Below are 25845 nucleotides of genomic sequence, written 5' to 3'. Positions count from 1 at the left end.
AATGTCCAGAGCTCGCTGCGACCGCTGCCTGCGCCCTGAAACCCATTGCCTGTGCGCACTGATCCCGCAACTCGACAGCCGCACCCGAGTGCTGGTGTTGCAACATCCCAGCGAGGTCGGCCACGCCTTGAACACGGCGCGGCTGGCGACCCTGGGACTGACCAATGCCGAGCTGCGGGTGGGTGAAGTGTTCGAGGATCTGCCGGCGTTGCTCAATCAACCGGGTTATCAGGCGCGACTGCTGTTTCCGGCGGACGACGCGCAGTTGCTGCGAGCCTATCGGTTGGCCGCAGAGGAAGAACCGTTGCTGCTGGTGGTGCCCGACGGAACCTGGCGCAAGGCGCGCAAGTTGTTGTATCTGAATCCGTTGCTGGCGGCGTTGCCAAGAGTCACCCTGGGGCTAGGCAGGGTGTCCCGCTATCGCCTGCGCAAAGCCCCGGAGCCGGGGGCGTTATCGACAGTGGAAGCGCTAGTCCAGGCGCTGGAAACCCTGGAGCAACCGACCTCCTTCGACGTCTTGCTCAAGCCGTTCGAAGCGCTGATCGAGGGGCAGATCCAGGCCATGGGCAGTGACACCTATCAGCGCAACCACTAGTGGCCCGCCGCCACAGGCTACGGCTCAGTGGTGACGGGGCTTGAGGATCGCCGGCTTTTCGTCGGGCGCGTTGCACAGCAGGTACAGCGCGGTCAGCGCTTCCGGAATCTGCACGATCATATCGTCCATCAGGTTGGCGTCGGCGGCGATATCGGAGAACTCCGGTTGTTCGTCGAACAGCCCCGAACCGACCATGATCGGCAGGAGCATTTCGCTGACTTCTTCCTCGGCGGTTTCGAACCAGGCGGCTTCACGCAGGAACACGCCTTCCATGAAACCGATGCACCAGCCGCGCAGGTCGGAATCGTCCGGATCGTCGCCCAGGTCGAGGTCGCACGGCAGTTCGAATTCTTCGTCGGAAGCCAACTGGCGGGCGATATGGGCCTTGAGCTGAACCAGCGTGGTTTCGATTTCCTCGCGCTGGGCGGCATTGTTGTAGTGCGGTTCCTCGGCAAACAGGGCATCGATCCATTCGCGCTCAGGCACCACCTCGGCACAGATCGACAGCGCGGTCAGGTAGCCATGGGCGGCGACATAGTCCAACGCTTCTTCATGCAGCTCGTCGGCGTCGAGGAAGGCTTGCAGGCGGGTGAGTTGCTCAGCGAAGGACATGGGGGGCTACCTTGGGAATAAACGATGCTGAATTCTAGGCGTTCTTGAGCGTCCAGGCCAGCAAGCACATAGATTTGCGCGGTTTTAACGGTGAAATAAGTGCGAAGGTCGAGCGACCGGCATAGCCCTCTGTCGTGGAGTGCTCGGGTATACTGCCGCGCTTTGTAATGCCCTGCCGACGGTGGCTATGACGGGAGAAATTCCTGTTTACGGTTTTTTCCGTGAAAACGGTGAATTTTCGACCAGCCTTGAGGCAGGGGTGTTTCGGTGATTTTTGGAGTGGTTATGCTCGAACAGGCTCAGCGCGTGCTCAAGGACATCTTCGGTTACGACAGCTTTCGTGGTCGTCAAGGTGCCATTATTGAGCGCGTGGCCAACGGCGGCGATGCTCTGGTGCTGATGCCCACCGGTGGCGGCAAATCGCTGTGCTTCCAGGTTCCTGCGTTGTTGCGCGAGGGGCTCGCGGTGGTGGTTTCGCCTCTGATCGCTCTGATGGACGACCAGGTCGCGACGCTGGAAGAGCTGGGTGTGGCGGCGGCCTCCCTGAATTCCACCCTGAGCGCCGAGCAGCAGCGCGAGTTGGCCTCGCGAATCCGCCGTGGTGAAGTAAAAATGCTCTACCTTGCCCCCGAACGGCTGGTACAGCCGCGTATGCTGGCGTTCCTGCAGAACCTCGATATCGCCCTGTTCGCCATCGACGAGGCCCACTGTGTGTCGCAGTGGGGCCACGACTTCCGACCGGAATACCTGCAACTTGGGCAACTGGCCGAAATGTTTCCGAATGTGCCGCGTATCGCCCTGACCGCCACCGCCGACAAGCGTACCCGCGAGGAGATCGTCAATCGCCTGCACTTGCAGGAGGCCGAGCGTTTTCTCTCCAGTTTCGACCGACCGAATATCTTCTACCGGATCGTGCCCAAGGAGCAGCCGCGCAAGCAGTTGTTGGCGTTCCTCTCGCAGCGCCGTGGTGATGCCGGGATCGTTTATTGCCTGTCGCGCAAGAAAGTCGATGAAGTAGCCGCGCTCCTCTGCGAGAAGGGTTTTCCGGCATTGCCGTATCACGCCGGCTTGCCCAACGAAACCCGTGCGGCCAACCAGAAGCGCTTTCTCAACGAGGAAGGCTTGATCATGGTCGCGACCATCGCCTTCGGCATGGGCATCGACAAGTCCAACGTGCGGTTTGTGGCGCACCTCGATTTGCCCAAGTCCCTTGAGGCCTATTACCAGGAGACCGGTCGTGCTGGCCGCGACGGACTGCCGGCGGACGCCTGGATGGCCTACGGCCTGCAGGACGTGGTGATGCTCAAGCAGATGCTCCAGAACTCCGAGGGCGACGAGCGCCACAAGCGCCTGGAACATCACAAGCTCGATGCCATGCTGGCGTTGTGTGAGGAAATCCGATGCCGACGCCAGACCTTGCTGGCCTATTTCGACGAAGACCTGCCGCAACCCTGCGGGCATTGCGACAACTGCGTCGATGGTGTGCGCACCTGGGATGCCACCGAGCCGGCACGGCAGGCGCTGTCGGCGATTTACCGCACAGGGCAGCGCTATGGTGTCGGCCATCTGGTGGATGTGTTGCTGGGCAAGGAGAACGACAAGGTGCGCAGCTTCGGTCACCAGCACCTTTCGGTGTTCGGCGTGGGCAAGGCGCGTGGCGAGAGCGAGTGGCGCTCGTTGTTCCGGCAACTGGTGGCGCGCGGGCTGGCGGATATCGACCTGGAAGGCTACGGCGGCCTGCGTCTGACCGACACCTGCCGACCGTTGTTGCGGGGGGAAGTTAGCCTGGAGTTGCGCCACGAGCTCAAGCCGCAGACCTTGGCCAAGAGCGTCTCCGCCAGCCCGGCCAGCCAGTTGGTGCGCGGTGAAGAACGTGAGCGCTGGGAAGCCCTGCGTGCCCTGCGGCGCAAGCTGGCCCAAGAGCATGGCGTCCCGCCGTATGTCATTTTTCCCGATTCCACTCTGCTGGAGATGTTACGCAGCCAGCCGACCTCTCTGGCGGAAATGGCCCGGGTCAGTGGCGTCGGCGCACGCAAGCTGGAGCGTTACGGTGAAGCCTTCCTTGAAGTGCTGGGCGGCGAGGCCGAGGCGCCCAAGGTGGTTGCCGATATCCGCCATGAGTTGATCAGTCTGGCCCGTGCCGGGATGACGCCCCTGCAGATTGCCGGCCAGTTGCAATGCTCGGAAAAAAATGTCTATACCCTGCTGGCTGAAGCCATCAGCCGCCAGCAATTATCGCTGGAGCAGGCCCTGGACCTGCCCGAAGATCTGCTTGGCGAAGTGCAGGATGCATTTCTTGACGGTGAAGGCCAATTGCCCGCTGTGACGGAGATTGCCGCGCAGTTCGTCGGGCGCGTCCCGGAGGGTGTTCTGTACTGCGTGCGGGCGGCCCTGCAATCCGAATTCGAATCATAAGGAGCAGGAAATGGACTATTGCCGGGGTTTCGCTGTTTTAATCGCTACCCGTCATATTTGCATACAGCGTAGACCTTGCCTCCGGCCGAGCGTCATGCTTAGCTGACTAATAATTAGTTTTGTCCTGTTTTCAGTCTATCCATGAGTCTTTTATGTCGTTAACCGATGAACACCGTTTTGGCATGCAGTTGGCACACATGTCCCGAGGCTGGCGCGCCGAGCTGGATCGTCGCCTGGCCGGCCTGGGCCTGTCGCAAGCGCGTTGGTTGGTATTGCTGCACCTGGCACGTTTTGCCCAGGCGCCTACCCAGCGCGAGTTGGCGCAGAGCGTGGGTGTCGAAGGACCGACCTTGGCGCGGTTGCTCGACAGCCTGGAAACCCAGGGACTGGTACAGCGCCAGGCAGTACTCGAGGACCGCCGGGCGAAGAAGATCGTGCTCTGCCCCTCGGCCTGCCCCTTGATCGAACAGATCGAAACCATTGCCACTGCCTTGCGCCATGAGCTGTTTGTGGGGATCGACGAGGAAGAGCTGCGGATATGCATGCGGGTTCACAGCCGGATTCTGGCCAACTTGGAAAAATCCTGAGGCATTCTCATTCTGTCGGATTTGGAGAATCTTCGGTCGGCATACTATAAGAATGAGTGGTTCTGTGTAGTGTGTTGGCATTCCGAGCCTTTTCGGGGCCGATGAGGTTTAAGGGATACTCATGCTCGAGAGTTTGCAGTCCGTGTTGCGGTGTTCCACTGAAAAGTCCCCAGTGACCAAGATGCGCCTGTGCTGGATGGTGATCGCGCTGGTGTCACTGTTGCATTCGGCACTGACCTCGGCCATGGGACTGGGGGATATCACCCTGCATTCGGCGCTTAATCAGCCGCTCAATGCGCAAATCGCTCTGGTCGATCCCGGCGAGTTGGCCGAAGGCGAGCTCTCTGTCAGCCTGGCGACCCCTGAAGAGTTCTCCCAGGCGGGGGTCGAGCGGGTCTTTTTCCTCAACGACCTGCGCTTCACGACGATCCTGCGGGGTAACCGCAGTGTGATTCAGGTGCAGTCGAACAAGCCGGTCACCGAACCTTTCCTGAATTTCCTGGTGCAGGTTAACCGACCTAATGGCCGCTTGTTGCGTGAATATACGGTGTTGCTCGATCCACCGGGCAGTTCGAGCGTCTACAACCTGCCGGCGCGCGGCGCGGCGTTGGAACCACAGGCGCCGCTGGCCGATATCGCGCCTCCGGCAGCGGCCCAAGGCAAGCGTTATACAGTGGTCAAGGGCGACAGTGTCTGGATTATTGCCAAGCGTCTGCAGGCCGGCGGCCAAACCAGCGTCGACGAGATGTTCCAGGGTATCCGCGCCCTCAATCCCGGCAGCGAGCAATTGACAGTGGGCCAGAGTTTGTTGCTGCCGGACGTCGCTGTCGTGCCGGGGGCTCCTTCGCCGACGGCTGCTCCGAACCTTGCGGTCCCGGCGACCGACACTGCGGGCAACGCCGAGCAGTTGGCGGCGGCGAGCCTGGAAAACCAGCAACTGCAAAAAACAGCCGAGCAATTGCGGGCCAGGCTGGAGGCCCAGGATGAGCAGATCAGCCGCGACCAGAAGCAAATGGGCGACCTGCGAGCCCAGTTGGCGGAGCTCAAGGCCCGGGCCGCTGCCGTGCCCGTCACGGCACCCGCGCCAGTGGTGGCGCCTCCGGTGGTCGCCCAACAGTCCGGCGAATTCAGTCTGCCGCTGCTGGTTGCCCTGGCCTTGCTGGTTCTGCTGCTGGCTGGCGCCCTGATCGTGCGCCGACGGCGGCGGTTGGCACAAATGGCCGTCGAGCCCGCGCCTGTTGCACCAGTGGGTCAGGATACGCCGATGGTCAGCCAGATGGTTCCCGCCGCCGCGCCGGTGGTCGTCAGTGCTTCGGCGACGCGGATCGAGCCGGTGGCCGAAGCGCTGGCGACAGTACGGCGCGAGACCAATGAAGTCCCGGATGCCCTTGAGGGGGTGAGTATCTACATCGCCTATGGCCGCTTCAGCGAGGCCGCCGGTATTCTGCGTGAAGCGATGCTCAAGGAACCCCAGCGCACGGACCTGCGCTTACGCTTGCTGGACATGTTAGCCCTGCAGGGCGACAGTGCTGGCTATGCGCTCGAGGAGCAGAGCCTGTTGGCGTCCGGCTTCAGCGAGGCGACATTACGCGAGCTGCGCTCAAAGTACCCGAAACTGCAAGCCGCTTCGGTCTCCCCTGTGGTTGTGACCTCCGAGCCAGCCCCCACGCCGGCATCTTCAGGCGTTCCGATGGTACCGGTCGCCGCGCCTGTACTGGCGGCCGAATGGATGGAAGCGGTGCCCAAGGCCGAGGCCAAGCCGCTGGAGGATGAATTCCAACTCAATCTCGACGACTTGTCGATGGATGCCGACTGGGATCTTGCCGGTTCGTTTGGGGACGCACCGCGGCAGGGGAACAAAGCGGCCCTCGATTCGTCGGTACTTTCCGGTACCGATCCGGTGTCGACCAGTCACCTCGACGAACTCCCTGAAGTGTTCGAGATGCCTGAGGAGCAGTTCCTCTGCGATTTTGCCGAGCCAGAGCCCGAGTTGTTCGCCGAAACCGATCTGAGCTTGCCGTTGACGGGCGATGCCTCGGACGACGAGTTTCTTGAGCATTTCATGGACGATGCCCAGCCGCTGGACATCGAGCCGCTGGAAGTGGACTTCGCCAGCCTGGAACGTGAGCAAGCCTGTGCGAGCAAGCTGGAGCAGGCGCAGGCCTGCATCACTATCGGTGAGCTGGACAACGCCAGCCAGTTGCTACACGAATTGCTCAGGGAAGCTGACGAGCCCCTCAAGCAGGTGGCCCGCACGCTGCTCGCCAGTATCCGTTGACTGCCCGGCGCCCGAGACGACAACGCCGCACCCCTGCGCGTGGCGTTGTCGTTTCGGGCTTCAGAAGGTTTGCCCGAGGTTGAGGTAGAGGGCTTGCTGGTTGTCGTCATTGATGCCATAGCTGAAGTTCAGCGGGCCCAGTGGTGTGTCGAAGCCAAGGAAGATACTGGCGGCGTTGATGTAACCGCTGTCGAATGGGTTGTCATTGTTCCAGGCCCGACCACGTTCCAGCGAGGCGCCCATATATAGCGGGAAGTCCAGCGGCAGGTAGGCGCGCGGAGTGAGACGCCGGTAATACACGGCGCGCATTAAACTGATGTTCTGCCCGCTGAGCGAATCCTGGCGAAAACCCGACAACTGTCGGGCACCGCCAAGCAGGAAGCTCGACGTCACCACTTCGGACTTGTCCAGGGTACGCCCGTAGCGACCGCCGAGGATCCAGGTGTCCGCCCCCCGGCTGAGGGCTTTGTCCAGTTTCATCTCCCACTGCCGGTAGCGTTGATCGGAACCGAGGTTGGGGTCGAACTGCCGCAAACTCAGACCGATGTCCTCGCCGCTGTGGGGGAAGTAAACGTTGTCGAGGGAGTCGAAGGAATACTTCAACTGGTAGAAGCCCTCGCTGAAGCTCACCCGCGGCAGGTCGCGATCGCCAATCTTGACATCGGCCTTGCCCCAGGCTTCGCCGATGCCGAAGCGGATTTCACCGTTATTGGCGATCTGCCGTCCGAGGTTTATGCCCAAACCATAACGTTCCAGCCGATACTCGGCGATGGGGTCACTGTCGAGTGTGGCCTCGACGTTTTGCGACAGGGCATTGACGTAAGGCGCGACAAAGTAGCGCGAGCCCTCGTCCAGAGGCTGGTAGAATTCGCTGTAGAGGTCCTGTGTGTCGCCGATCTGCAAGCGTGTCAGCCACTCGCCGCCGAGGCGGTTGATGCCGTTGACCCGATAGCTGGCACCAATATTGAAAGCGCTGTCGCCGCGCAGGTCGTCGGACAGGTTCAGTCCCAGGCGCAGGTAGTCGGTACCGCTGCGTTTGCCTCGTGCGTTGATGACCAGGGTGTTGTCCTGGCCCTTGTGTACCACCCGGTATTGCACCTGCTCGAAGTAGTCCAGGCCATAGAGCGTGCCCATATCCGTTTGCAGGCGGCCCAGGTCAAGCGGTTTACCCAGGGCCTGGCGGATGTAGTAGCGAATCACCGAGTCGCCGACTTTCGAGTCGTTCTCGATCTTGATGGCAGTGATGATCGGTGTGCGTTGTTGGGGGGTGCGAGCGGCATTCAATTCGGGATCGAGTGTTTGCGCCGGGCGCAGCGAGGCCAGGCGTGCGTCGAGAACACGTGTCGCCCGATAACCGGCATCGATGATCTCCTGAGCTCGGCCAAAGTCGGTCCCGGTGTAATTGGCCAGGCTCGGCTGGATCAGGATGTCGTCGCGTTGCAGGGTTGCCAGTTGCTCCTCCGAATTGCGCCGGGTCATCAGGGTGATTGACTGATTCAGCACGTCGACCACCGTGGTCAGTTGTTTACGCGAGCGTAGCGGGGTGCCAATGTCGACCACGATGACGAGATCGACGCCCATTTCCCGCGCCACATCCACGGGGATGTTATCGGTCATGCCGCCATCTACCAGCAGCCGGCCATCCAGCTCGACCGGGGCGAACACCGCCGGGATCGACATGCTGGCGCGGACCACTGTGGGCAGGTAGCCCTTGCGAAACACGACTTTTTCACCGCTGGCGATATCGGTGGCGACGGCACGGAACGGAATCGGCAGTTTGTCGAAATCAGCCGTGTCGCTGGCGTGGGCCAGCATGCTTTCGAGCAGCAGGGCCAGGTTCTGTCCCTGGATCACCCCCAGTGGCAGGCCGAGGCTGCCGTCATCGCGAAAGCTGAGTTTCTGTTTCACCAGGAAGTCGCGATCATCCTGTTTGCGCCGAAAGGGCATGTCCTCGCGTGGCGGATCGTCGGACAGCGTGCGTTTCCAGTCGATATCCAGGGCCAGCTTTTCCAGTTCGTCGATCTTGTAGCCGGAGGCATACAGGCCGCCGATCACCGCGCCCATGCTGGTGCCGGCGATAGCGTCGATGTGGATACCCTGTTCCTCGAGGGCCTTGAGTACGCCGATATGCGCCAGGCCTCGGGCCGTGCCACCGGACAGCACCAGGCCGACCTTCGGCCGGGGAGGTTCGGCGGTGTGCGACAGGACGGGAAGCAGGCAGAGCAATAGGCAACACAGCAGGCGGCGCATCACGGATCTCAAGGAACAAAGGGCGTTATTATAACGGCACCCAACCACCCAGGAGCCCAAGTCAATCATGTCCGCAGGTAAACCGGAAATCGTCATCACCTACTGTACTCAGTGCCAATGGCTGCTGCGCGCCGCTTGGCTGGCCCAGGAATTGTTGAGCACTTTCGCCGGGGATCTCGGCAAGGTCTCTCTGCAGCCAGGGACTGGCGGGGTGTTCCGCATTACCTGCGATACGGTGCAGATCTGGGAGCGCAAACTGGACGGTGGCTTTCCCGAGGCCAAGGTGCTCAAGCAGCGTGTGCGCGACCGGATCGACCCCGAGCGTGACCTGGGTCATAACGAATCGCGCTGAGGTCGACAACGTCATTGCCGCACGGCGCTGACGTTGTGGTGATCGACCGTTCAACCATGGGCTTACTCGGTGGTCTTGAGCTTGGCCTTGATAAAACCGACGATCAGGGTCAGGAGTGCGCCGCCGACACCACCGCTGGCGATGCTGCTGACAATGGCTGTCAGGTCCATGCCGGCGACACTGCCGCCCAGGGTGCCATTGGTAAGGGCTGAGAGCACCTGTGCCAGCAACGCTCCGCCAACCCCGCCCGCCACTGAGTTGAACCAGGGGCCGAGGCTGTATTTACCGCTGGCCGCGCCCGCGACATTGCCGCCCACGGCACCGCTGATCAGTTGAATCAGGAGACTGATGAATTCCATGGATAAACCCTCCACAGTTTGAGTAGGAGGGCAACTGGCATCGAGCTACTGCCTGGAACACTGCCGCTGTCGCCGAGCAGCCCTGGTTATCCGGATAACGACGGCTGGCTGTTGCGGATGCTCCAAGTATAGGACAGTCTCCGCAAATCAATGGGTCGAAGCCACTTCCGTGGTTTTGGGAGCGGATGCCTGGCCCAACACGCTCGACAACACGATCGCGACAATGATCAACGCGCCACCGAGCAGCATGCGCGGACTCGGATTTTCGTCGAACAATAACCAGGCGGCACTGATGCCGTACACCGGCTCCATGGCGAAGACCACGGCGGCAGTGCGGGCCTTGATTACCGCCAGGCTGGCGACGAACAGGCTGTGGGCAAGGCCGGTGCAGAAGATTCCGAGCAGACCGATCCACAGCCAGTCCAGTGCCCGGACTTCGCCCAGCCCAGACGCCGCCCAGGGTAGCAGGCAAGCGGCGACTACCAGGTTCTGGCACAGCGCCGCCTGCACTGGCGCAATCCGTTGGGAACCGGCCCGATTGGCCAGCGACAACAGGGCAAACAGCAGTCCCGACCACACCGCCCAGAGCAGGCCGCTGGTGGCTTGGCTGGCGAGGTCGAAATCAGGCGTGACCAGCACCAATCCGACGCTGACTAGCAGCACCAGGAGGATCTCGTTCAAACGGATACGCTCACGGAAAATCAACCCTTCGAGGAGCACGGTAAAGGCCGGAAAACTGGCAAAGCCCAGGGTGGCGATAGCGACACCGGCGACTTTCACCGCAATGAAGAAGCTCACCCAGTGTCCCGCCAACAGCAGGCCGCTGAGCAACAGTCGGCGCCAGTCCTGGGCCTGCAGGCGCTGCCAGCCGCCGTTGCCGGCCAGACCGGCGAACAGCGCAAGGGCGAGCACGGCAAAGGTGGCACGACCGAAGACGATGATGGCGGGAGAGGTGGCGGCGAGTTTGCCGAACACGCCGGTCAGGCCGAACATCAATGCGCCGATATGTAGGGCGCCGAGGGCGGAGCGGGGAGTCATTGCAGTCCTTGGACACGCGGGTCAGGGGCTTGTAGAGCCGAAATTGACTGACAGAATCAGCCATACAAGCCGCTAGAGTGCCAGTGATGTTACTGTCTGTCGTGTGCCTCGTGTCAATGGTCGTCAGGCTTGCGACGTGGCGATTGTCATCAGACCGTCGTGCGATTGTCATGGAGCATTAATGGCTCCGGTGCAAGCTCAGGAAAAATCCGGAGAATGCCCATGACCCGTGCGGAGCTCGCCAAACCCAGCCGTAAGCAGCGTGTGCGAACCCTGTGGATTTCCGATGTGCATCTCGGCACCCGTGATTGCCAGGCGGAGCACCTGTCACAGTTCCTCAAGGGCTATCACGCCGACCGGATCTACCTGGTCGGGGATATCATCGATGGCTGGAAGTTGCGCGGCGGCATGTATTGGCCGCAGGCCCACACCAACGTGATTCGTCGCCTGCTGACCATGAGCAAGCGTGGCACCGAAGTGATCTATGTCACGGGTAACCACGATGAATTCCTACGCCGCTATTCGAAGTTGATCCTCGGCAATATCCAACTGGTGGACGAGGTTGTACATGTCACTGCCGATGGTCGCAAGCTCCTGGTGATCCACGGCGACCAGTTCGACGTCATCACCCGTTACCACCGTTGGCTGGCCTTTCTCGGCGATTGGGCCTACGAGTTCACCCTGACCCTCAACCGCTGGCTGAATCATTGGCGGGCGCGTTACGGTTATGGCTACTGGTCGCTGTCGGCCTACCTTAAGCACAAGGTCAAGACCGCGGTCAGCTTTATCAGTGATTTCGAGGAGGCCATCGCTCACGAATGTGTGAAGCGCGGGCTCAATGGCGTGGTCTGCGGGCATATCCACCATGCCGAGATTCGCCAGGTCGGCGAAGTGGAATACCTCAACTGCGGCGACTGGGTCGAATCCTGCACGGCGCTGATCGAGCACTGGGATGGCACCATCGAACTGTATCGACTGGCCGATGCTCATGCCCGCGAGGCGCAGCTCAAGTTGGAACTGGAGAAGGTTGCGCGGGTGGGATAGTTTTTTCGACGTAGATCCGCGCTCGCCCATGCGGCGTTGCAAGCAGGTCCCTAAGGCTCATTGACGGCGGTCGACTGCACTTGCTGGTCGGTGTCTTGCCTATCCTTCGCTCGAAAGCAGTTCGTACAGACCCTAAAACGGCACCTTACCCAGCAGCATGTCGCGGTACATGGCGAAATCGCCCAGCACGCTGTAGAAAGGATACTGAAAAGTTGCCGGGCGATTCTTTTCGAAGAAAAAATGCCCAACCCAGGCAAAGCTGTAGCCGGCCACCGGCACGACCCACAGCAACCACCAGGCCGAGCGCCCGATGGCCAGGGCGAGAATGAAGATGACCAGGCTGGTTCCGACAAAATGCAGGCGCCGGCAGCTGCTGTTGCCGTGCTCGCTCAGATAATAAGGATAGAACTCGGTAAAGCTGTTGAATTTCCTTGGGTTTTCCACTGTGTAGGCTCCGTACTTCGACGACGGGTGGTGAGAGCTTCGCGGGGAGCTTATTTGAGTCTAGGGTCATTCGCTGTAACCACCAGTGACAATAGGCGCCACTTTAGTATCCTTAGGCCGTCAGTCGTAATATGCGGCTTATCATGTAAGAAAAGGCCATGAGCGAAAGAACGACTTCTGCAAGCTGGGCGATGGGGATTGTCAAAGCACTGGAGATGGACGGTCTGGATTGCCGTGCTCTTTTCAAGCAGGTAGGGCTCGATTACGCGGCGCTGGAGGACCCTGACGCACGTTTCCCTCAGGACGCCATGACACGCCTCTGGCAGCGCGCGGTAGAGCTTTCCGGCAACCCGGCGATTGGCTTGAACATGGGCAAGGTCGTGCGTCCGGCGTCCTTTCATGTGGCCGGGTACGCGTTGATGTCCAGTCGGACCCTGGCCGAAGGTTTCATGCGCCTGGTGCGTTACCAGCGAATCATCGCCGAAAGCGCGGACCTGAGCTTTCGCTTGCTGCCCGAGGGGTACGCGCTGATCCTGACTGTACACGGCGATCACCTGCCGCCGACCCGGCAGAGTGCCGAGGCGTCGTTGGCTTGTGCGCTGGCGTTGTGCGGCTGGCTGACCGGGCGCAGGCTGCAACCGCGCAAGGTCTTGGTCCAGGGGGCCCAGCCGGAAAACATCGAGCCCTACAAAGAAGCGTTTCACGCGCCGCTGGTGTTCAACTCACCCTACGACGCGCTGATTTTCGAAAAAGCCGATATGGAAATGCCGCTGCCGACGGCCAATGAAGCGATGGCCTTGCTGCATGATCGCTTCGCCGGGGAATACCTGGCGCGCTTCTCCGAGAGCCGAGTGACCCACAAGGCGCGCCAGGTGTTGTGCCGGTTGCTGCCCCAGGGAGAGCCCAAACGCGCGCGAGTCGCGCAGACCCTGCACCTGTCGCAGCGCACCCTACAGCGGCGCTTGCAGGAAGAAGGCACGAGTTTCCAGGCACTGCTTGACGACACGCGTCGCGAGCTGGCCGAGCAATACTTGGCGCTGCCACGCATGACCCTGCTGGAAATCGCCTATCTGCTGGGTTTTGCCGACCCGAGCAACTTCTTCCGCGCGTTTCGGCGTTGGTTCGAAGTGACGCCCGGCGAGTACCGGGCGCGGTTGCTGGGGACGATGGCGACGATCAGTGACGCCAGAAGGCTGGAATACACAACACGAACACTGTGATGATCTCCAGTCGACCCAGCAACATGCCCAGGGACAGGATCCACTTGGCTCCGTCCGGTAGGCTGGCGAAATTGCCCGAAGGGCCGATCACTTCACCCAGGCCCGGTCCGACTCCGGACACGGTGCTGGCTGCGCCGGTCAGGGCGGTCATCCAATCCAGGCCGAGCAACGACAGGGCCAGGGCAATCGCACAGATGGTGATGGCGAAGAAGAACGAGAAGGTCAGGATCGAACGGACGATTTCCTCGTCGAGCCGATGACCATTGTACTTCTGCTTGATCACCGCCCGTGGATGGATCAACTGGTTGAGGTTGGCCTTGAGCAGGATATAGGCCACCTGGAAACGAAAAATCTTGATCCCCCCCGCTGTCGACCCTGAGCAGCCGCCGATAAATCCCAGGTAGAAAAACAGCATCAGCGAGAAATTGCCCCACAGGCTGTAGTCGCCCAGGGCAAAGCCGGTGGTGGTGACCACCGAGGTCACGTTCAGCGCCACATGGCGCAAGGCATCGAGCCAATGCAGGTCGGTGGTCCACCAGTACCAGGTGCCGAGCACCAGCCAGGTGACCAGCAACAACCCGAGCAGGCCCTGCACCTGTTGGTCCTTGATCAACGCCTTGCGGTGCCCGCGCAGGGTCGCGACGTAGAGGGTGAACGGCAGGCTGCCCAGAATCATCACCGCCACCGCCACCCAGTGCACCGCTGGCTGCCGCCATTTGGCCAGGGACTGGTCGGAGGTGGAGAAACCGCCGGTGGAGATTGCCGACATCGCATGGTTGATCGCATCGAACAGACTCATGCCGGCCCACCAGAAGGCCAGGCTACCGAGGACAGTGATGCCGATATAGGCGGTGACGATCAGGCGCGCCACCATATGCGAGCGCGGCATGACTTTTTGCGAGCGGTCCGAAGATTCGGTCTGGAACAACCGCATGCCGCCGATCCTCAGCAACGGCAGGATCGCCACCGCCATGCCGATAAAGCCGATCCCCCCCAGCCAGTGCAACAGCGAGCGCCAGATCAGGATGCCGGGGGACATGCCGTCCAGGCCGCTGAGCACCGTCGAGCCGGTGGCGGTGATGCCTGACATGCTTTCGAAGAAGGCGTCGGCGTAGCTGGTGTGCAGCGTCAGTAGAAAGGGCAGGGCGGCGAAGATGCACACCACCACCCAACTGCAGACGGTCAGCAGGTACATGTCCCGGGGGCGCAGGTGTACCTGCTCGGGGCGCCCTGGGATCACCAGCGCCAGGCCGGCGATAAAGGTCATGGTGCTGGCCCAGAGAAACGGCGGCAGGTCGCCGGTACGTTCGAAAATCACCAGGGTCAGCATGGGCACGACCATGCTGATAGCCAGGGTAATCAGGAAGATGCCGATAATGAAACCGATGATGCGCAGGGTCGGCAACGCCATGAAATAAGCTCGGGGCAGGGGAAGGCCGTCATTCTACCTGTGAGCCTGTCCATGTAAACCGCCAAGGCCGCTACGGATATGGCTAAAATAACCGCACATTTTCCCGAGGAGGTGGCCGATGGAGGCTCTCGATAATTTGCTTAACCGTGTTTCCGCCCCGCGTCTGTTGGACCCGGCGCCGACGCCGGCCCAGCGCGACATCCTGTTCGCCGCGGCCATGCGCGCGCCAGATCATGGGCAATTGCGGCCCTGGCGCTTCCTGACGGTGGAAGGTACTGCCCGCGAGCAGTTGGGGCAATTACTGGCCGAGGCGGTACGACAGCAAGATGGCGAAGTGACCCAGGCGGCGCTCGACAAGGCCTTGGCAATGCCGTTGCGAGCACCGTTGGTGGTGGTCGTGGTTGCGCGTCTGCAGGCGCACTTCAAGGTGCCGAAGTCGGAGCAGGTGCTGGCGGCCGGCTGCGCGGCCCATGCGATTTTGCTGGCGGCGCATGCCCAGGGCATCGGTGCGGTGTGGCGCACTGGCGAGCTGTCCTACTCGCGCCATGTGGCCAAGGGTCTGGGCTTGAGCGACGATGAAGAGGTGATCGCCTTCCTCTACCTGGGCACACCACAGAACGAACTGCGTCCGGCGCCCAAGGTTGATCTGACGGAGTTCGTCAGCGCCTGGTCGGCCTGAAACGTTTTCTGATGATGAAGCGATGGACGAGATGCGTGCCTTGGTCGCGTCCAGCGCACCCTGAACAGCGGTCACGAGTGGCCTGTGTGGTGAGTTCTATGAGTCCATTTCGGCGCCCTAAATCCCTGGCCTGCGTTGCTGTTCCTCGCCATAGCCCGGCTATGACTCGTCACAGCGCTTTGGCCATGGACTTATGGCATCCGACCTTGAGCTAACGAACTCACCGTACAGGCCACTAGACTACCGCTCCGGGCTCCAACGGTAGATCGAGTTTGGCAACGAACCCTCCCTCGGGATGATTCATCAGAACAAGGCCGCCGCCATGCCGTTCCGCTGCCCGGCGGGCAATTGCCAGGCCCAGGCCATGGCCCGGCGCAGTCTGGCCCGGCGCACGGAAGAACGGTTCGCCCAACTGCGCCAGGTGCTCGGCCTCGACGCCGGGGCCATGGTCGCGGACGCTGATTTCGATTCGTTCGCCCTGGCGCCGCGCTACGACTTCGATGACCCGACCTTCAGGGTTGAAGCGCTGGGCATTGCGCAGCAGGTTGTCCAAGGCTCGTTCGATCATGGTCGGCCAGCCCCTGAAGCGCAGAGCTTGCTCGACATCCAGTTGTACCGGCTGTTGCGGTGAGCCGAGCACGGCTTCCCTTTGCAGGTCTGTCAGCAACGAGTTGAGGTCGACTTCTTCGGTGCTGGCCTGGTCGGCATCGACCCGAGCCAAGGCCAGAATCTCACTGATCAGCGCTTCCAGACGGTCGCATTCGCGGGTCAGCCGCGGCCAAAGCCGCTCACGTTCTGCGGGACCTGAACGTTCGGCCAGGGCCAGGGCGATTCGCAAACGCGCCAGCGGCGAGCGCAGTTCGTGGGAGACATCGCGCAACAACTGGCGCTGGCTGCCGATCAGGCTCTGCAAGCGGGCGCCCATTAGGTTGAAGTCTCTGGCCAGCACGCCGAACTCATCGCGCCGCGCCGCCAGTTTCGCCAGGCTGTTCTGTTGATAGGTGGCCTGGCCCAGGTCGTGCACCGCGCCGCGCAGGCGGCTCAGTGGACGGGTGATCGATAGCGTCACCAGCAGGCTGAACAAGGTCAGCACCACCAGGGCGATACCTAGGGCGCTGAGAGGCCAGAGCAGGCTTTCGCGGTGCCAGGCATCCAATTCGGGATGAGGAATACGGTAGATCAACAGGTAGGTGTCGCCGCTTTTCGGGCTGGTGTATTCGGCGGTCAGGCGCCGCCATGGCAATCGACGGTCATCGTTGTTTTGCCGGGCCTCGAAGGCGGCTGCGCGTTGTGGAAAGGTGCCCCGCACGACCGGGTCGCCACTTTCGTTGAGGACCTGGACATTGATGTGATACTGCTGTTTGCGTTGTTCCAGGATCTCCTGGGCGGCTTCTTCGCCCTGGTTCTCGTAGGTCTGGGTCCATTCTTCGGCCAGGGTTGCCAGGCCGGGATGCCGGCTGAGGATCCAGGCGTCCTGGTTGAGTATGTGCCCGAGCAGAATCGACAACCCCGCGACAAGGGCAATGGCCAGCCAGAAGCTGGCCAGGACGCGCCAGAACAGTGATCGCACAGCAATTCCTCAAACCATCGGATGCAAAGAGGGAACGCCCGACGGGGTTGGCCGTCGGGCTCGGTGTGGCGTGGATTATTGCGCTTTTTGCGCTTGCTGTGCTTTCCAGGCCTTGAATTCTGCCCATTCGGCACGGCGTTCGGCGCGTTTTTTCTGGATTTCGTCGAAGGCCTTTTGCTGATCGGGCTTGAGCAGGGCGCGGATTTCGCTCTGGGTCTTCTGGCGAGCGGCGTCTTTCTCGTTCTTGAAGGCTGTTTGGTCGGCTGCCGGGAGCTTTGCCAGGTACTTCTCGGCCAAAGCCTTGCGGCTGTGCATCTGCTCGCCCATCAGCTTGCCAATCTGCTGGCGCTGTTCGCGGCTCAGGTCCAGTTGACTGTAAGGGCTTCTCCACTGATGCAGGTCGCTGTGAGGGCCACCCATGGCGCCAGTATCTCTGGGCATGGCCATGGCGACGGTCGGCAGGGCAGCAGCGAACATCAGGGCGATAAGGGTCTTGCGCATGGTGTCTCTCCTTGTCTGGGGTCCGGTCGGTCCGGATGGGTACAGCTTAAGGAGATCAAGGTCAGCGGCGGTCAGCGCAGGGTAAAGCTTGGGTAAAGAGGTTGGCACAGGGCGCTGACATTGGCCACGAAGTCGCAATTATCTGCAGGCGTCGGCGGGCTGACGCTGAGGACGCAAGTTGACGGCGTTCCGACCGTCGTGGCCGGCAATCGAGCGTCGATCGGCGTTCCTACCCGAAAGGGATGGCTTACGGCGCATAGTAATAACCCCGGCTGCGTAGCGCGACAATGCGCGGTCGGCCATCGGCGTGCGGACCGATTTTTTTGCGCAGGTTGCTGACGTGCATGTCCAGGCTGCGATCATAGAGGGTCAGCTTGCGGCCCAAGGCGATCTGCGCCAGTTCCTGCTTGTCCAGCGGCTCTCCCGGCTGTTGCAGCAGGGCCTCGAGCAGGCGGCTTTCGGAGACGGTCAGAATGAAATCCTGTTGGTCGATGGTGACCACGCCGCGCACCGGGCTGAAACATAAATCCCCCAGGGCCAGCTGGCTCGGCGTCGCAGTCGGGTGGCTACGGCGCAGCACCGCGCGCAAGCGGGCGGTCAGCTCCCGTGGATCACAGGGCTTGGCCAGGTAATCGTCGGCTCCCAGTTCCAGGCCGAGGATGCGATCCAGGGGTTCGCCCCTGGCCGAAAGCATCACCACCGGCAATTCCGGATGCTCACCGCGCAACTGTTTGAGCAGTTCAAGGCCGCTGCCGTCAGGCAGCATCACGTCCAGTACCACCGCTGCCGGGGTGCTGTCGACTAATGCCTGACGCGCACTGAGGCCGTCGTGGCAGGCACGTACCTGAAAGCCTTCCTGGCTCAACCAACTGCTCAGGAGCTCGCACAGCTCCTGGTCATCGTCTATCAGTAACAGGTCGCTCATGAAGTTCTCGATAACAGATCGCCCGATGGCGTTCTCAATTCAACCATTGCCGGCGCTTTCTGCGTCCGCCACCCGCGAAGATACCGCAGAGCAGGGCCAGGAGTGCAACTGCGCCACCGGTAACGAACCATTGCTGCTGGTCGGTCAGCAGACGGGACGCCGGGCTGGCCTGCGCCTCCCTGAGTTGTAGCTTGAGGCGTTGGTTTTCCTGACGCAACCGGCTCAGTTGAACGCTTTCGCGTTCGGCGTCGGTGTTGGCCAGTTGCTTGCCCAATTCTTCACGCAGTCGCTCGCTTTCTTTCAGGCGTTGGCGCAAATCGGTGATCTGGCCGCCGACACTCAGGGACAGGGGGGTGGTAGCCCCCGCGCCGCTTTCTTCAGCCTGAGCGATTGCCCCAATCGATAACATGACACACAGCAGACACAACGGACCTTTACGCATCGGAAACTCCTGATTCCAATCGGTATTCAGAACGTTGTCGGCTGTCGAAGGAGAATAATGAGCGATTGCAGGCGCGATGCTCCACGGCGAGTCATCGCACCAGCGGCGACTCAGGGCATGGTTTGGCGCAAGGGTTTGACCTGTACATGGTCGTAGACACCGGCGCTGACAAACGGATCGGCATCGGCCCAGGCCTGGGCGGCGGCCAGGCTCTCGAACTCGGCGACAATCAGGCTGCCGGTAAAACCGGCCGCGCCCGGATCGTTGCTGTCGATGGCTGGATGCGGGCCGGCCAGGATCACGCGGCCCTCGGCATTGAGCCGTTGCAGGCGCTCGATATGCGCGGGACGCGCCGCCAGGCGTTTTTCCAGGGAGTTCTCGACGTCGGTGGCAATGATTGCGTAGAGCATGTCAGTCCTCGGTTTTTGGCGTAGCGGGGTCGGCGTCGTGCAAGTGACGGGACAGATAGATGCCCTGGCCGACCAGGAACAGCAACGTCATGCCCAGACTGCCGAATACCTTGAAGTCGACCCAGTACTGTTGAAAGGTGAACGCGACGAACAGGTTGGCCGCGCCACAGAACAGGAAGAACACGATCCAGGCGACGTTCAGGCGTGTCCAGACCGGCTCCGGCAGGTTCAGGGCGTGACCCATGATGCGCTTGATCAACAGGCGGTCGCCAATGAAGTGGCTGCCGGCAAAGGCCAGGGCGAACAGCCAGTTGACCACCGGAGCCTTCCACTTGAGGAAGGTTTCGCTGTGGAAGGCCAAGGTCAGGCTGCCAAATACCAGGCAGGCGATCAACGTCAGCCACTGGCTCTTCTCCAGCTTGCGTTGCTTGACGAACAAGGCGCCATAGACCACCAGGGAACTGATGATCAGTACCGCCGTGGCGCTGTAGATACCGCCGAACGTCACACTCTCGCCAGCGATGTCGAGGATGCGGGGTTCGATTTTATAGACGATGAAAAACAGGAACAACGGGATGAAATCGATGAATTGTTTCACAGTGGCAGCCAGAAGCAGGATGTAGCGGCATAATAACAAACATACTTGCCAGCGAAAGCGCCACCTAGAGGTTATTCAGTTCCCGTGGAAATCGACCTGCATTGCCATAGCACGGCGTCCGACGGCGCCCTCGCGCCCGCGCTGCTAGTTGCCCGCGCGCACGAGAAAGGCGTGCGAGTCCTGGCGCTGACCGACCATGACACCCTCGAAGGCCTTGCAGAGGCCCGTGTCGCGGCCAATGTGCTGGGTATGCAACTGGTCAATGGCGTCGAATTGTCCTGCACCTGGGGTGGCGCGACCATCCATGTGCTGGGTTATGGCTTTGATGCGAATGCACCCGTTCTGGTCGAGGCTATCGCCAGGTTGCATGAGGGTCGTTGGCTGCGCTCCGAGGAAATCAGCCGCAAGCTGGCCCTCAAGGGCATGCCGGGCGCGTTGGAAGGTGCGCGGGCGATCCAGCGGGAACTGGGCGATAGCGGTAATGCGCCGGCGCGGCCGCATTTCGCCGACTTCCTGGTACGCGAAGGTTTCGTCAAGGACCGTGCCGAAGCTTTTCGCAAATGGCTGGGAGCCGGCAAGCTGGGGGATGTCAAACTGCACTGGCCGAGCCTGGACGACACCGTCGGCACCCTGCGCGCAGCCGGCGCCTGGGTCAGCCTGGCGCATCCCTGGCACTACGATTTCACCCGCAGCAAGCGCCGCAGGTTGATTGCCGACTATATTCAAGCAGGAGGCCAGGCGCTTGAAGTGGTCAACGGGCGCCAGCCGGCCGAGCAGGTCGGCAGCCTGGCGATCCTGGCCCGTGAGTTCGGGCTGTTGGTCAGTGCCGGCAGTGATTTTCATGGCCCCGGAGGTTGGTCCGAGATCGGCGAGTATCGCCCGCTTCCCGAAGATCTACCGCCGCTTTGGTGTCGGTTCAACTATGCCCAGCCAACAACCGAATGCGTCTGAACAGGTAGAAAATGTGAGTCAATTTTTCCAGATTCATCCGGAAAACCCGCAGGCGCGCCTGATCAAGCAGGCGGTGGAGATCATTCGCAAAGGTGGGGTGGTGATCTATCCGACCGACTCGTCCTATGCCATCGGCTGCCAGATCGGTGACAAGACTGCGGTCGAGCGCGTGCGGCGGTTGCGGCAACTGGACGAAAAACACAACTTTGCGCTGATCTGTGCCGACCTGTCGCAACTGGGCCTGTTCGCCAAGGTCGACACCGGCCTGTTCCGTCTGCTCAAGGCGCATACGCCGGGGCCCTATACCTTTATCCTGAACGCAACACGGGAAGTTCCGCGGCTGCTGCTGCACCCGAAAAAACGCACTATCGGCCTGCGTATCCCCAGCCACCCGATTGCCCTGGCGTTGCTGGCCGAGCTGGGCGAACCGCTGATGAGCGTGAGCCTGATCATGCCCGGCGACAGCGATCCGATGATTGATCCCTACGAGATCCGCCAGTTGCTCGAACATCAGGTCGAGCTGATCATCGATGGTGGTTTCGGCGGGATCAAGGCGTCCACCGTGATCAACCTGGCCGATGGCGAGCCGCAAGTGGTGCGCGTCGGTTGCGGCGATCCGGCACCCTTTGGGGGCGAGGCCTGAATGTCCGCCGTTGAAACCGTCGACAGCCAGGCTGGAGCGCAGCAGGAACTGCCCTTTGCCATGGTCTACGGCCAGGCAGTCATGGAAATGCCGCTGGATCTGTATATTCCGCCGGATGCCCTGGAGGTTTTCCTCGAAGCTTTCGAAGGCCCGTTGGACCTGCTGCTATACCTGATCCGCAAGCAGAACATCAATATTCTCGACATTCCGGTGGCGGAAATCACTCGCCAATACATGGGCTATGTCGAACTGATGCAGTCGGTGCGCCTGGAGCTGGCAGCCGAATACCTGGTAATGGCGGCCATGCTCGCCGAGATCAAGTCGCGGATGCTGCTGCCGCGTTCGGCTGACGTCGAGGAGGAGGAGGGCGATCCGCGTGCCGAACTGATCCGTCGCCTGCAAGAATATGAGCGGTTCAAGGCGGCTGCCGAAGGCATCGATGGCTTGAGCCGGGTGGGGCGCGATGTCGTCGTGCCTAAGCTCGACGCGCCGCAAGCGCGAGCGCGCAAATTACTGCCGGACGTCAGCCTGGAAGAAGTATTGCTGTCCATGGCCGAAGTGTTGCGCCGTGGCGACATGTTCGAAAGCCATCAGGTCAGCCGTGAACAACTGTCGACCCGCGAGCGCATGAGCGATGTACTCGACCGGCTCAAGGGCGGTGGTTTTGTGCCGTTTGTCGAGCTGTTCAGCGCCGAGGAAGGCAAGCTCGGTGTGGTTGTGACCTTCATGGCAATCCTCGAACTGGTCAAGGAATCCCTGGTCGAGCTGGTGCAGAATGAGCCCTTCGGGGCAATCCATGTGCGGGCCCGAGCCGAATAACGAGCGAATCAATGAATCTGACTGAACCCCGCGAGCTGGCTACGCTGCTTGAAGCTTTTCTGTTGGCCTCGGGAAAGCCGCAATCGCTGGAACGCCTGTACGAGCTGTTCGAGGAAGCCGAGCGCCCAGAGCCGGCAGTCTTCAAGAAAGCCCTGACGCTCCTCGCCAAGTCCTGCGATGGCCGTGCCTTTGAATTCAAGGAAGTGGCTTCCGGCTATCGCCTGCAGATTCGCGAAAAGTTCTCGCCCTGGGTCGGTCGGCTCTGGGAGGAGCGTCCACAGCGTTATTCCCGGGCGATGCTGGAAACCCTGGCACTCATTGCCTATCGCCAGCCGATTACCCGGGGCGAGATCGAGGATGTGCGCGGGGTGGCGGTCAACAGCCAGATCGTCAAGACCCTGCTGGAGCGTGAATGGATTCGGGTGGTCGGTTATCGCGAGGTGCCGGGCAAGCCTGCGATGTTTGCCACCACCAAGGCCTTTCTCGACCACTTCAACTTGAAGAACCTTGACGATTTGCCGCCGCTGGCGCAGCTGCGTGAGCTTGAGCCGGACCCGGTGCTCGATTTCGAGGATGCGCCGGTGCCCGAAAGCCTTCAAGCCCTGGCCGATGCCAGCGCCGATCCGGAGGCGGTGGAGGAGCAGAAGGAAGAAACCAGCTTTCATACCCTGCTGCTGGAGCTGGATTCGATGGAGGAAGGCATCAAGACCGATTTCGACGATTTGCTCAGAGATAGCGAAAGCCCGGTGCCGAGCGGGGAGTCGCGCAGGGAACCCGAGCTGGAGCTGCCCGCAGAGGTCGAGGAGCTGCGTGACGGGTTGGATCCGGATCTTCGCTCCGCCGAAGTGCCTGATGAACCGGAGGAAGATTCAGTCGGCGCCGCCGAGGCTCGCGAGCGGCTGCTGGCCGCGGTCGCCGCGCTGAACGTCGCCGCCCCGCCCGATTTGAGTGATGAAGAAGCAGAGGCCCAGGCCCTGGCCGAAGCCATCGAGAACGAACGGCGTCAGTGGGAGGATTGACTTTTGCCCTGGAAGGCGGATGGGCCGCAATGTGCCCCAAAAACCGACTACCTCTGATCAACGCCCTTTCGAGGTGTGGAAACGACGCGCAGGACATAAAAACCAGCCTGTTAGGTGGTAATTAGCCAAGCTGTTTTAATCGCCTATTATTCTTAGCTCTTTTCAGAAATCGTCTAATTTCCATCCGATGGATCGAACTTAAACCAAGGAAGGTGACGGGTGGCCAAGCAGGTTATTATTGTCGGTGGCGGTGTTGGCGGCACGATGCTTGCCAACCAGTTGGTCAACAAGCTCTATTCGGAGATTCAGCGCGGTGAGGTACGCATTACCTTGCTATCGAATTCGCCTGATCATTTTTATAAACCCGCGTTTATGTACGTGGCCTTCAATCAGTTCTTTGAAGAGGAGCTAAAGCGTCCGGAGCGTTCATTGTTGCGCCCGGAAATTGACTTTCAAGTCGACGAAGTCACGCGCTTCGACTTCTCCGGACAGTACGTGCAGACCCGCGGCGGCAAACGTCATGGTTACGATTTTCTAGTCATCGCAACAGGTTGCATTCCAGCTCCCGAGCGCATCGAGGGGCTTAAAGAGGCGGGCGACCACTTCTATCAATACCCAGCGGCACGGCAATTGGCCCAGCGCTTGAGCACCATAGAAAAGGGCCGAATCTTTATTACGGTGTCTTTCCCCAAGACGCCAAATGTTCCGCACCAATGCGGTATCGCTCCGGTGGAGACGACTTTGATGCTGGACGACTTCCTGCGTCGTCGCGGCGTGCGGGATAAGGTTGAAATCATTTACACCTATCCCACCACCGCCCAACTCCTGCGCAATTGTTTGTTCTTACAGCGACCGACTGGCGAGATTCTTCCAAGCATCTTCGAGCAGAAAAACATCCGCTTTCAGCGCGGTTTTACCTTGAGCAAGGTCGATCCAGGGCGGCGTATTGCCTACTCCGAAGAAGGTGACGAGCAACCCTTCGATATTCTGATGGCGACACCCCCCATTCGTGCGGTGGATGTGGTACTCGAGAGTGGTGCATCGCAGGCCGAGCATGACGAAGGTTGGTTGCCGACCCATCATGAAACGCTACAAGTCTATGGGTTGGAAGGCGTCTATGTAATAGGTGACACAGTGGATCTACCTATCAGCAAGGCGGGAGGAGCCTGCCACAACCAAGCTCCGGTCATCGCCAATAACATCGCTGCCGAAATCCGTCTGGGGGCGCCCTGCGCGGTGTATGACGGGCGCGTCCAAGCGGTGGCACAGATGGGGCTCAATGGCGGGATGCCGCTGTGGTACGACTACACACATGATGTTCTGCCGACTCCGCCGAGCAAGCTAGGCGGGCTGCTTCGCAACGGATTCAACCGCGGCCTGTATTGGGCCGTGGCTCGGGGAATGCTTTGAACCTGCATACGGATGAGTGAAAGTCATGGATGTCGCCAATGAGTTGCCGCAAATCAATACCACTGCCAACGTTCTATCGCCTGGCCACAATGCAGGGCTCGAGGCGCTGCTTGGCAAGCTACAACCTCTGCTGGACGGCGGTCGCATGGATAATATTGCCGATGCTCTAGCTTTGATTTCCGACCTGGTGGATCTGCTGGATTCTGCCTTGGTGGAAAAGCTTGCCGGGTTGTTCGAGAGCGCGACTGCTGTCTCTTGGAGCTTTGGCAATGCGTTGCGTATGGCCAAGGCTGAGACCACGGCGGAGGAAGGTCCCCCCAGTCTCTTTGGGCTACTGTCGTTGCTGCGTGAAACGGACACCCGCCGAGGGATAGCACTGATACTCAGAACACTGAATGTCATCGGAAAGCAACTTTGATCTAAAGGACTAGCTCATGCTTATCAAGCCTCAGCCGTCAACGGCAAGGACTGCCAGTACCCAATGGGATCCCCAGGCATACCTCAAATTCACCCGTCTACGAGAACGACCAGTGGTGGAATTGTTAAACCAGGTCAATCTAGAACATCCTAAACGAATCTATGACTTGGGGTGCGGCACCGGGATTGCAACTCAATTGTTAGCCACACGCTGGCCAGAGGCTGATCTGACCGGCGTTGACAACTCGACGGAGATGCTCGAAGAGGCCCGGAGCTTGCCAATCAAAGCGTTTTGGCAGGCATGCGACCTACAAGTCTGGAAGGCCGATCAGCGAGCAGACCTGTTGTTTGCAGCGGCGGTGCTGCACTTCATCAAAGATCACAAGGTGTTGCTGCCACATTTATTGGCACAACTCAATCCCGGTGGCTGCCTGGCGGCGCATATGCCCAACTGGCGTGATGCACCCTGGTATCAATTGATGCTGGAAACCCTTGAGCACGGCGGTATCAATAACGGACCACTGGGGGATTTGCAACTGCGACGGTCTATGGCCGAGCGTTCGGTGCTGTCACTAGACGATTACTATCGTTTGTTGGCTCCGCTGACCAAGGACGTGGATATCTGGGAAACAGAGCACTTACAGATAGTCGAGGGCAACTCACCGATCTTCGACTGGGTCAAGGTCTCGGCATTACGTCCAGTGCTGCTGGCACTGGACGAGCAAGAACGGCAAAGATTTCTCGATCACTATCTGCCACGTGTTCATCAGGATTACCCACCGGAAGGGAATGGATGCACCCTGTTTCCGTTCAAACGGATCTTCATTCTCGCGACTGTTTGAGCGCGAAGGCGGCG

Annotated in this window: 27 protein-coding genes; 15 read left to right on the top strand and 12 right to left on the bottom strand. The window is 60.7% G+C overall.

Annotation, left to right across the window (positions count from 1 at the left end; translation table 11 throughout):
- Window position 1: 1 nt before the first annotated feature.
- Complete coding sequence (locus BMX68_RS16615) at window positions 2-595, top strand: tRNA-uridine aminocarboxypropyltransferase (RefSeq protein WP_017133476.1); 594 nt, start codon at window positions 2-4, stop codon at window positions 593-595.
- Window positions 596-619: 24 nt separating this feature from the next.
- On the opposite strand, the gene BMX68_RS16610 is transcribed toward BMX68_RS16615, so the two are convergent.
- Window positions 620-1207, bottom strand: coding sequence for a UPF0149 family protein (locus BMX68_RS16610; RefSeq protein ID WP_017133477.1), 588 nt, complete (start codon window positions 1205-1207; stop codon window positions 620-622).
- A 285-nt stretch (window positions 1208-1492) separates the two neighbouring features.
- Here BMX68_RS16610 and recQ point away from each other — a divergent pair, with 285 nt between their 5' ends.
- The 3 genes from recQ (at window position 1493) to BMX68_RS16595 (ending at window position 6487) form a co-directional block, all read left to right on the top strand.
- On the top strand, window positions 1493-3622 hold the full coding sequence (recQ, locus tag BMX68_RS16605) for a DNA helicase RecQ (protein ID WP_017133478.1): 2130 nt from the start codon (window positions 1493-1495) through the stop codon (window positions 3620-3622).
- 152 nt (window positions 3623-3774) lie between these two features.
- Entirely contained in the window at window positions 3775-4209 is a 435-nt protein-coding gene (locus tag BMX68_RS16600; protein WP_017133479.1) for a MarR family transcriptional regulator, read from the top strand.
- A gap of 121 nt (window positions 4210-4330) precedes the next feature.
- Window positions 4331-6487 (top strand): FimV/HubP family polar landmark protein, encoded by a 2157-nt coding sequence (locus BMX68_RS16595; RefSeq protein WP_017133480.1) that lies wholly within the window; start codon window positions 4331-4333, stop codon window positions 6485-6487.
- Between the two features lie 60 nt (window positions 6488-6547).
- On the opposite strand, the gene BMX68_RS16590 is transcribed toward BMX68_RS16595, so the two are convergent.
- Window positions 6548-8737, bottom strand: a complete 2190-nt coding sequence (locus tag BMX68_RS16590) for a patatin-like phospholipase family protein (RefSeq protein WP_017133481.1) — start codon at window positions 8735-8737, stop codon at window positions 6548-6550.
- 67 nt (window positions 8738-8804) lie between these two features.
- On the opposite strand from BMX68_RS16590, the gene BMX68_RS16585 reads away from it, so the two are divergent.
- A complete protein-coding gene (locus tag BMX68_RS16585) occupies window positions 8805-9089 on the top strand; it encodes an Rdx family protein (protein ID WP_017133482.1) in 285 nt (94 codons plus the stop codon).
- Window positions 9090-9151: 62 nt separating this feature from the next.
- Here the strand turns inward: BMX68_RS16585 and BMX68_RS16580 are convergent, their stop codons facing one another.
- Together BMX68_RS16580 and BMX68_RS16575 are read right to left on the bottom strand one after the other, a co-directional pair.
- The gene (locus BMX68_RS16580) at window positions 9152-9448 is read right to left on the bottom strand and encodes a hypothetical protein (RefSeq protein WP_017133483.1); all 297 of its coding nucleotides are present in this window, start codon (window positions 9446-9448) and stop codon (window positions 9152-9154) included.
- Window positions 9449-9595: 147 nt separating this feature from the next.
- On the bottom strand, window positions 9596-10486 hold the full coding sequence (locus tag BMX68_RS16575) for a DMT family transporter (RefSeq protein ID WP_017133484.1): 891 nt from the start codon (window positions 10484-10486) through the stop codon (window positions 9596-9598).
- Between the two features lie 222 nt (window positions 10487-10708).
- Between BMX68_RS16575 and BMX68_RS16570 the strand changes: the two genes are divergently transcribed.
- Window positions 10709-11530, top strand: coding sequence for a UDP-2,3-diacylglucosamine diphosphatase (locus BMX68_RS16570; RefSeq protein ID WP_017133485.1), 822 nt, complete (start codon window positions 10709-10711; stop codon window positions 11528-11530).
- Between the two features lie 132 nt (window positions 11531-11662).
- Here the strand turns inward: BMX68_RS16570 and BMX68_RS16565 are convergent, their stop codons facing one another.
- Window positions 11663-11974, bottom strand: coding sequence for an Mpo1-like protein (locus BMX68_RS16565; RefSeq protein WP_017133486.1), 312 nt, complete (start codon window positions 11972-11974; stop codon window positions 11663-11665).
- A gap of 158 nt (window positions 11975-12132) precedes the next feature.
- On the opposite strand from BMX68_RS16565, the gene BMX68_RS16560 reads away from it, so the two are divergent.
- Window positions 12133-13194, top strand: coding sequence for an AraC family transcriptional regulator (locus BMX68_RS16560; protein WP_039792811.1), 1062 nt, complete (start codon window positions 12133-12135; stop codon window positions 13192-13194).
- On the opposite strand, the gene BMX68_RS16555 is transcribed toward BMX68_RS16560, so the two are convergent.
- Entirely contained in the window at window positions 13151-14605 is a 1455-nt protein-coding gene (locus BMX68_RS16555; protein WP_017133488.1) for a TrkH family potassium uptake protein, read from the bottom strand. The genes BMX68_RS16560 and BMX68_RS16555 overlap by 44 nt on opposite strands.
- A 118-nt stretch (window positions 14606-14723) precedes the next feature.
- Between BMX68_RS16555 and BMX68_RS16550 the strand changes: the two genes are divergently transcribed.
- On the top strand, window positions 14724-15284 hold the full coding sequence (locus tag BMX68_RS16550; RefSeq protein ID WP_017133489.1) for a nitroreductase family protein: 561 nt from the start codon (window positions 14724-14726) through the stop codon (window positions 15282-15284).
- Between the two features lie 235 nt (window positions 15285-15519).
- On the opposite strand, the gene BMX68_RS16545 is transcribed toward BMX68_RS16550, so the two are convergent.
- From BMX68_RS16545 to BMX68_RS16520, 6 genes are all read right to left on the bottom strand, one after another.
- On the bottom strand, window positions 15520-16854 hold the full coding sequence (locus BMX68_RS16545) for a sensor histidine kinase (RefSeq protein ID WP_017133490.1): 1335 nt from the start codon (window positions 16852-16854) through the stop codon (window positions 15520-15522).
- A 75-nt stretch (window positions 16855-16929) separates the two neighbouring features.
- The gene (locus BMX68_RS16540; protein ID WP_017133491.1) at window positions 16930-17355 is read right to left on the bottom strand and encodes an LTXXQ domain-containing protein; all 426 of its coding nucleotides are present in this window, start codon (window positions 17353-17355) and stop codon (window positions 16930-16932) included.
- Window positions 17356-17602: 247 nt separating this feature from the next.
- Complete coding sequence (locus BMX68_RS16535) at window positions 17603-18280, bottom strand: response regulator transcription factor (RefSeq protein WP_017133492.1); 678 nt, start codon at window positions 18278-18280, stop codon at window positions 17603-17605.
- Between the two features lie 34 nt (window positions 18281-18314).
- A complete protein-coding gene (locus BMX68_RS16530) occupies window positions 18315-18722 on the bottom strand; it encodes an SH3 domain-containing protein (protein WP_017133493.1) in 408 nt (135 codons plus the stop codon).
- 110 nt (window positions 18723-18832) lie between these two features.
- Window positions 18833-19132 carry a YciI family protein gene (locus BMX68_RS16525; RefSeq protein ID WP_017133494.1) on the bottom strand — a complete coding sequence of 100 codons (300 nt, stop codon included), beginning with the start codon at window positions 19130-19132 and terminating at the stop codon, window positions 18833-18835.
- A gap of 1 nt (window position 19133) precedes the next feature.
- A complete protein-coding gene (locus tag BMX68_RS16520; protein ID WP_026013352.1) occupies window positions 19134-19730 on the bottom strand; it encodes a septation protein A in 597 nt (198 codons plus the stop codon).
- A gap of 84 nt (window positions 19731-19814) precedes the next feature.
- On the opposite strand from BMX68_RS16520, the gene BMX68_RS16515 reads away from it, so the two are divergent.
- The 7 genes from BMX68_RS16515 to BMX68_RS16485 all read left to right on the top strand — a co-directional run bounded on the left by BMX68_RS16515 (window position 19815) and on the right by BMX68_RS16485 (window position 25831).
- The gene (locus BMX68_RS16515; RefSeq protein ID WP_017133496.1) at window positions 19815-20681 is read left to right on the top strand and encodes a PHP domain-containing protein; all 867 of its coding nucleotides are present in this window, start codon (window positions 19815-19817) and stop codon (window positions 20679-20681) included.
- A gap of 13 nt (window positions 20682-20694) precedes the next feature.
- On the top strand, window positions 20695-21324 hold the full coding sequence (locus BMX68_RS16510; RefSeq protein WP_017133497.1) for an L-threonylcarbamoyladenylate synthase: 630 nt from the start codon (window positions 20695-20697) through the stop codon (window positions 21322-21324).
- Window positions 21325-22143, top strand: a complete 819-nt coding sequence (locus BMX68_RS16505; protein WP_017133498.1) for a segregation and condensation protein A — start codon at window positions 21325-21327, stop codon at window positions 22141-22143.
- 11 nt (window positions 22144-22154) lie between these two features.
- Window positions 22155-23162, top strand: coding sequence for an SMC-Scp complex subunit ScpB (gene scpB, locus BMX68_RS16500; protein WP_060782612.1), 1008 nt, complete (start codon window positions 22155-22157; stop codon window positions 23160-23162).
- A gap of 219 nt (window positions 23163-23381) precedes the next feature.
- Window positions 23382-24572, top strand: a complete 1191-nt coding sequence (locus BMX68_RS16495) for an NAD(P)/FAD-dependent oxidoreductase (RefSeq protein WP_017133500.1) — start codon at window positions 23382-23384, stop codon at window positions 24570-24572.
- Window positions 24573-24597: 25 nt separating this feature from the next.
- Window positions 24598-24990: a DUF1641 domain-containing protein gene (locus BMX68_RS16490; protein WP_017133501.1), complete on the top strand. Its 393-nt coding sequence runs from the start codon at window positions 24598-24600 to the stop codon at window positions 24988-24990.
- A 16-nt stretch (window positions 24991-25006) separates the two neighbouring features.
- Window positions 25007-25831 carry a methyltransferase domain-containing protein gene (locus BMX68_RS16485; protein ID WP_060782611.1) on the top strand — a complete coding sequence of 275 codons (825 nt, stop codon included), beginning with the start codon at window positions 25007-25009 and terminating at the stop codon, window positions 25829-25831.
- The last annotated feature ends 14 nt before the right edge of the window (window positions 25832-25845 follow it).

This window comes from Pseudomonas agarici, from assembly GCF_900109755.1.
Classification (GTDB): domain Bacteria; phylum Pseudomonadota; class Gammaproteobacteria; order Pseudomonadales; family Pseudomonadaceae; genus Aquipseudomonas; species Aquipseudomonas agarici.
The sequence above is the reverse complement of the archived record's forward strand: the minus strand, read 5'-3'. Positions and strand labels throughout refer to the sequence as shown.

Excerpts from the sequence above, each read along its gene's own strand:
- BMX68_RS16540 (WP_017133491.1), bottom strand. The coding sequence starts at position 17,355 with ATGCGCAAGACCCTTATCGCCCTGATGTTCGCTGCTGCCCTGCCGACC.
- BMX68_RS16615 (WP_017133476.1), top strand. The coding sequence starts at position 2 with ATGTCCAGAGCTCGCTGCGACCGCTGCCTGCGCCCTGAAACCCATTGC.
- BMX68_RS16610 (WP_017133477.1), bottom strand. The coding sequence starts at position 1,207 with ATGTCCTTCGCTGAGCAACTCACCCGCCTGCAAGCCTTCCTCGACGCC.
- recQ (WP_017133478.1), top strand. The coding sequence starts at position 1,493 with ATGCTCGAACAGGCTCAGCGCGTGCTCAAGGACATCTTCGGTTACGAC.
- scpB (WP_060782612.1), top strand. The coding sequence starts at position 22,155 with ATGAATCTGACTGAACCCCGCGAGCTGGCTACGCTGCTTGAAGCTTTT.
- BMX68_RS16525 (WP_017133494.1), bottom strand. The coding sequence starts at position 19,132 with ATGCTCTACGCAATCATTGCCACCGACGTCGAGAACTCCCTGGAAAAA.
- BMX68_RS16535 (WP_017133492.1), bottom strand. The coding sequence starts at position 18,280 with ATGAGCGACCTGTTACTGATAGACGATGACCAGGAGCTGTGCGAGCTC.
- BMX68_RS16530 (WP_017133493.1), bottom strand. The coding sequence starts at position 18,722 with ATGCGTAAAGGTCCGTTGTGTCTGCTGTGTGTCATGTTATCGATTGGG.
- BMX68_RS16505 (WP_017133498.1), top strand. The coding sequence starts at position 21,325 with ATGTCCGCCGTTGAAACCGTCGACAGCCAGGCTGGAGCGCAGCAGGAA.
- BMX68_RS16585 (WP_017133482.1), top strand. The coding sequence starts at position 8,805 with ATGTCCGCAGGTAAACCGGAAATCGTCATCACCTACTGTACTCAGTGC.
- BMX68_RS16550 (WP_017133489.1), top strand. The coding sequence starts at position 14,724 with ATGGAGGCTCTCGATAATTTGCTTAACCGTGTTTCCGCCCCGCGTCTG.
- BMX68_RS16595 (WP_017133480.1), top strand. The coding sequence starts at position 4,331 with ATGCTCGAGAGTTTGCAGTCCGTGTTGCGGTGTTCCACTGAAAAGTCC.
- BMX68_RS16485 (WP_060782611.1), top strand. The coding sequence starts at position 25,007 with ATGCTTATCAAGCCTCAGCCGTCAACGGCAAGGACTGCCAGTACCCAA.
- BMX68_RS16570 (WP_017133485.1), top strand. The coding sequence starts at position 10,709 with ATGACCCGTGCGGAGCTCGCCAAACCCAGCCGTAAGCAGCGTGTGCGA.
- BMX68_RS16490 (WP_017133501.1), top strand. The coding sequence starts at position 24,598 with ATGGATGTCGCCAATGAGTTGCCGCAAATCAATACCACTGCCAACGTT.
- BMX68_RS16580 (WP_017133483.1), bottom strand. The coding sequence starts at position 9,448 with ATGGAATTCATCAGTCTCCTGATTCAACTGATCAGCGGTGCCGTGGGC.
- BMX68_RS16555 (WP_017133488.1), bottom strand. The coding sequence starts at position 14,605 with ATGGCGTTGCCGACCCTGCGCATCATCGGTTTCATTATCGGCATCTTC.
- BMX68_RS16575 (WP_017133484.1), bottom strand. The coding sequence starts at position 10,486 with ATGACTCCCCGCTCCGCCCTCGGCGCCCTACATATCGGCGCATTGATG.
- BMX68_RS16560 (WP_039792811.1), top strand. The coding sequence starts at position 12,133 with ATGAGCGAAAGAACGACTTCTGCAAGCTGGGCGATGGGGATTGTCAAA.
- BMX68_RS16590 (WP_017133481.1), bottom strand. The coding sequence starts at position 8,737 with ATGCGCCGCCTGCTGTGTTGCCTATTGCTCTGCCTGCTTCCCGTCCTG.
- BMX68_RS16600 (WP_017133479.1), top strand. The coding sequence starts at position 3,775 with ATGTCGTTAACCGATGAACACCGTTTTGGCATGCAGTTGGCACACATG.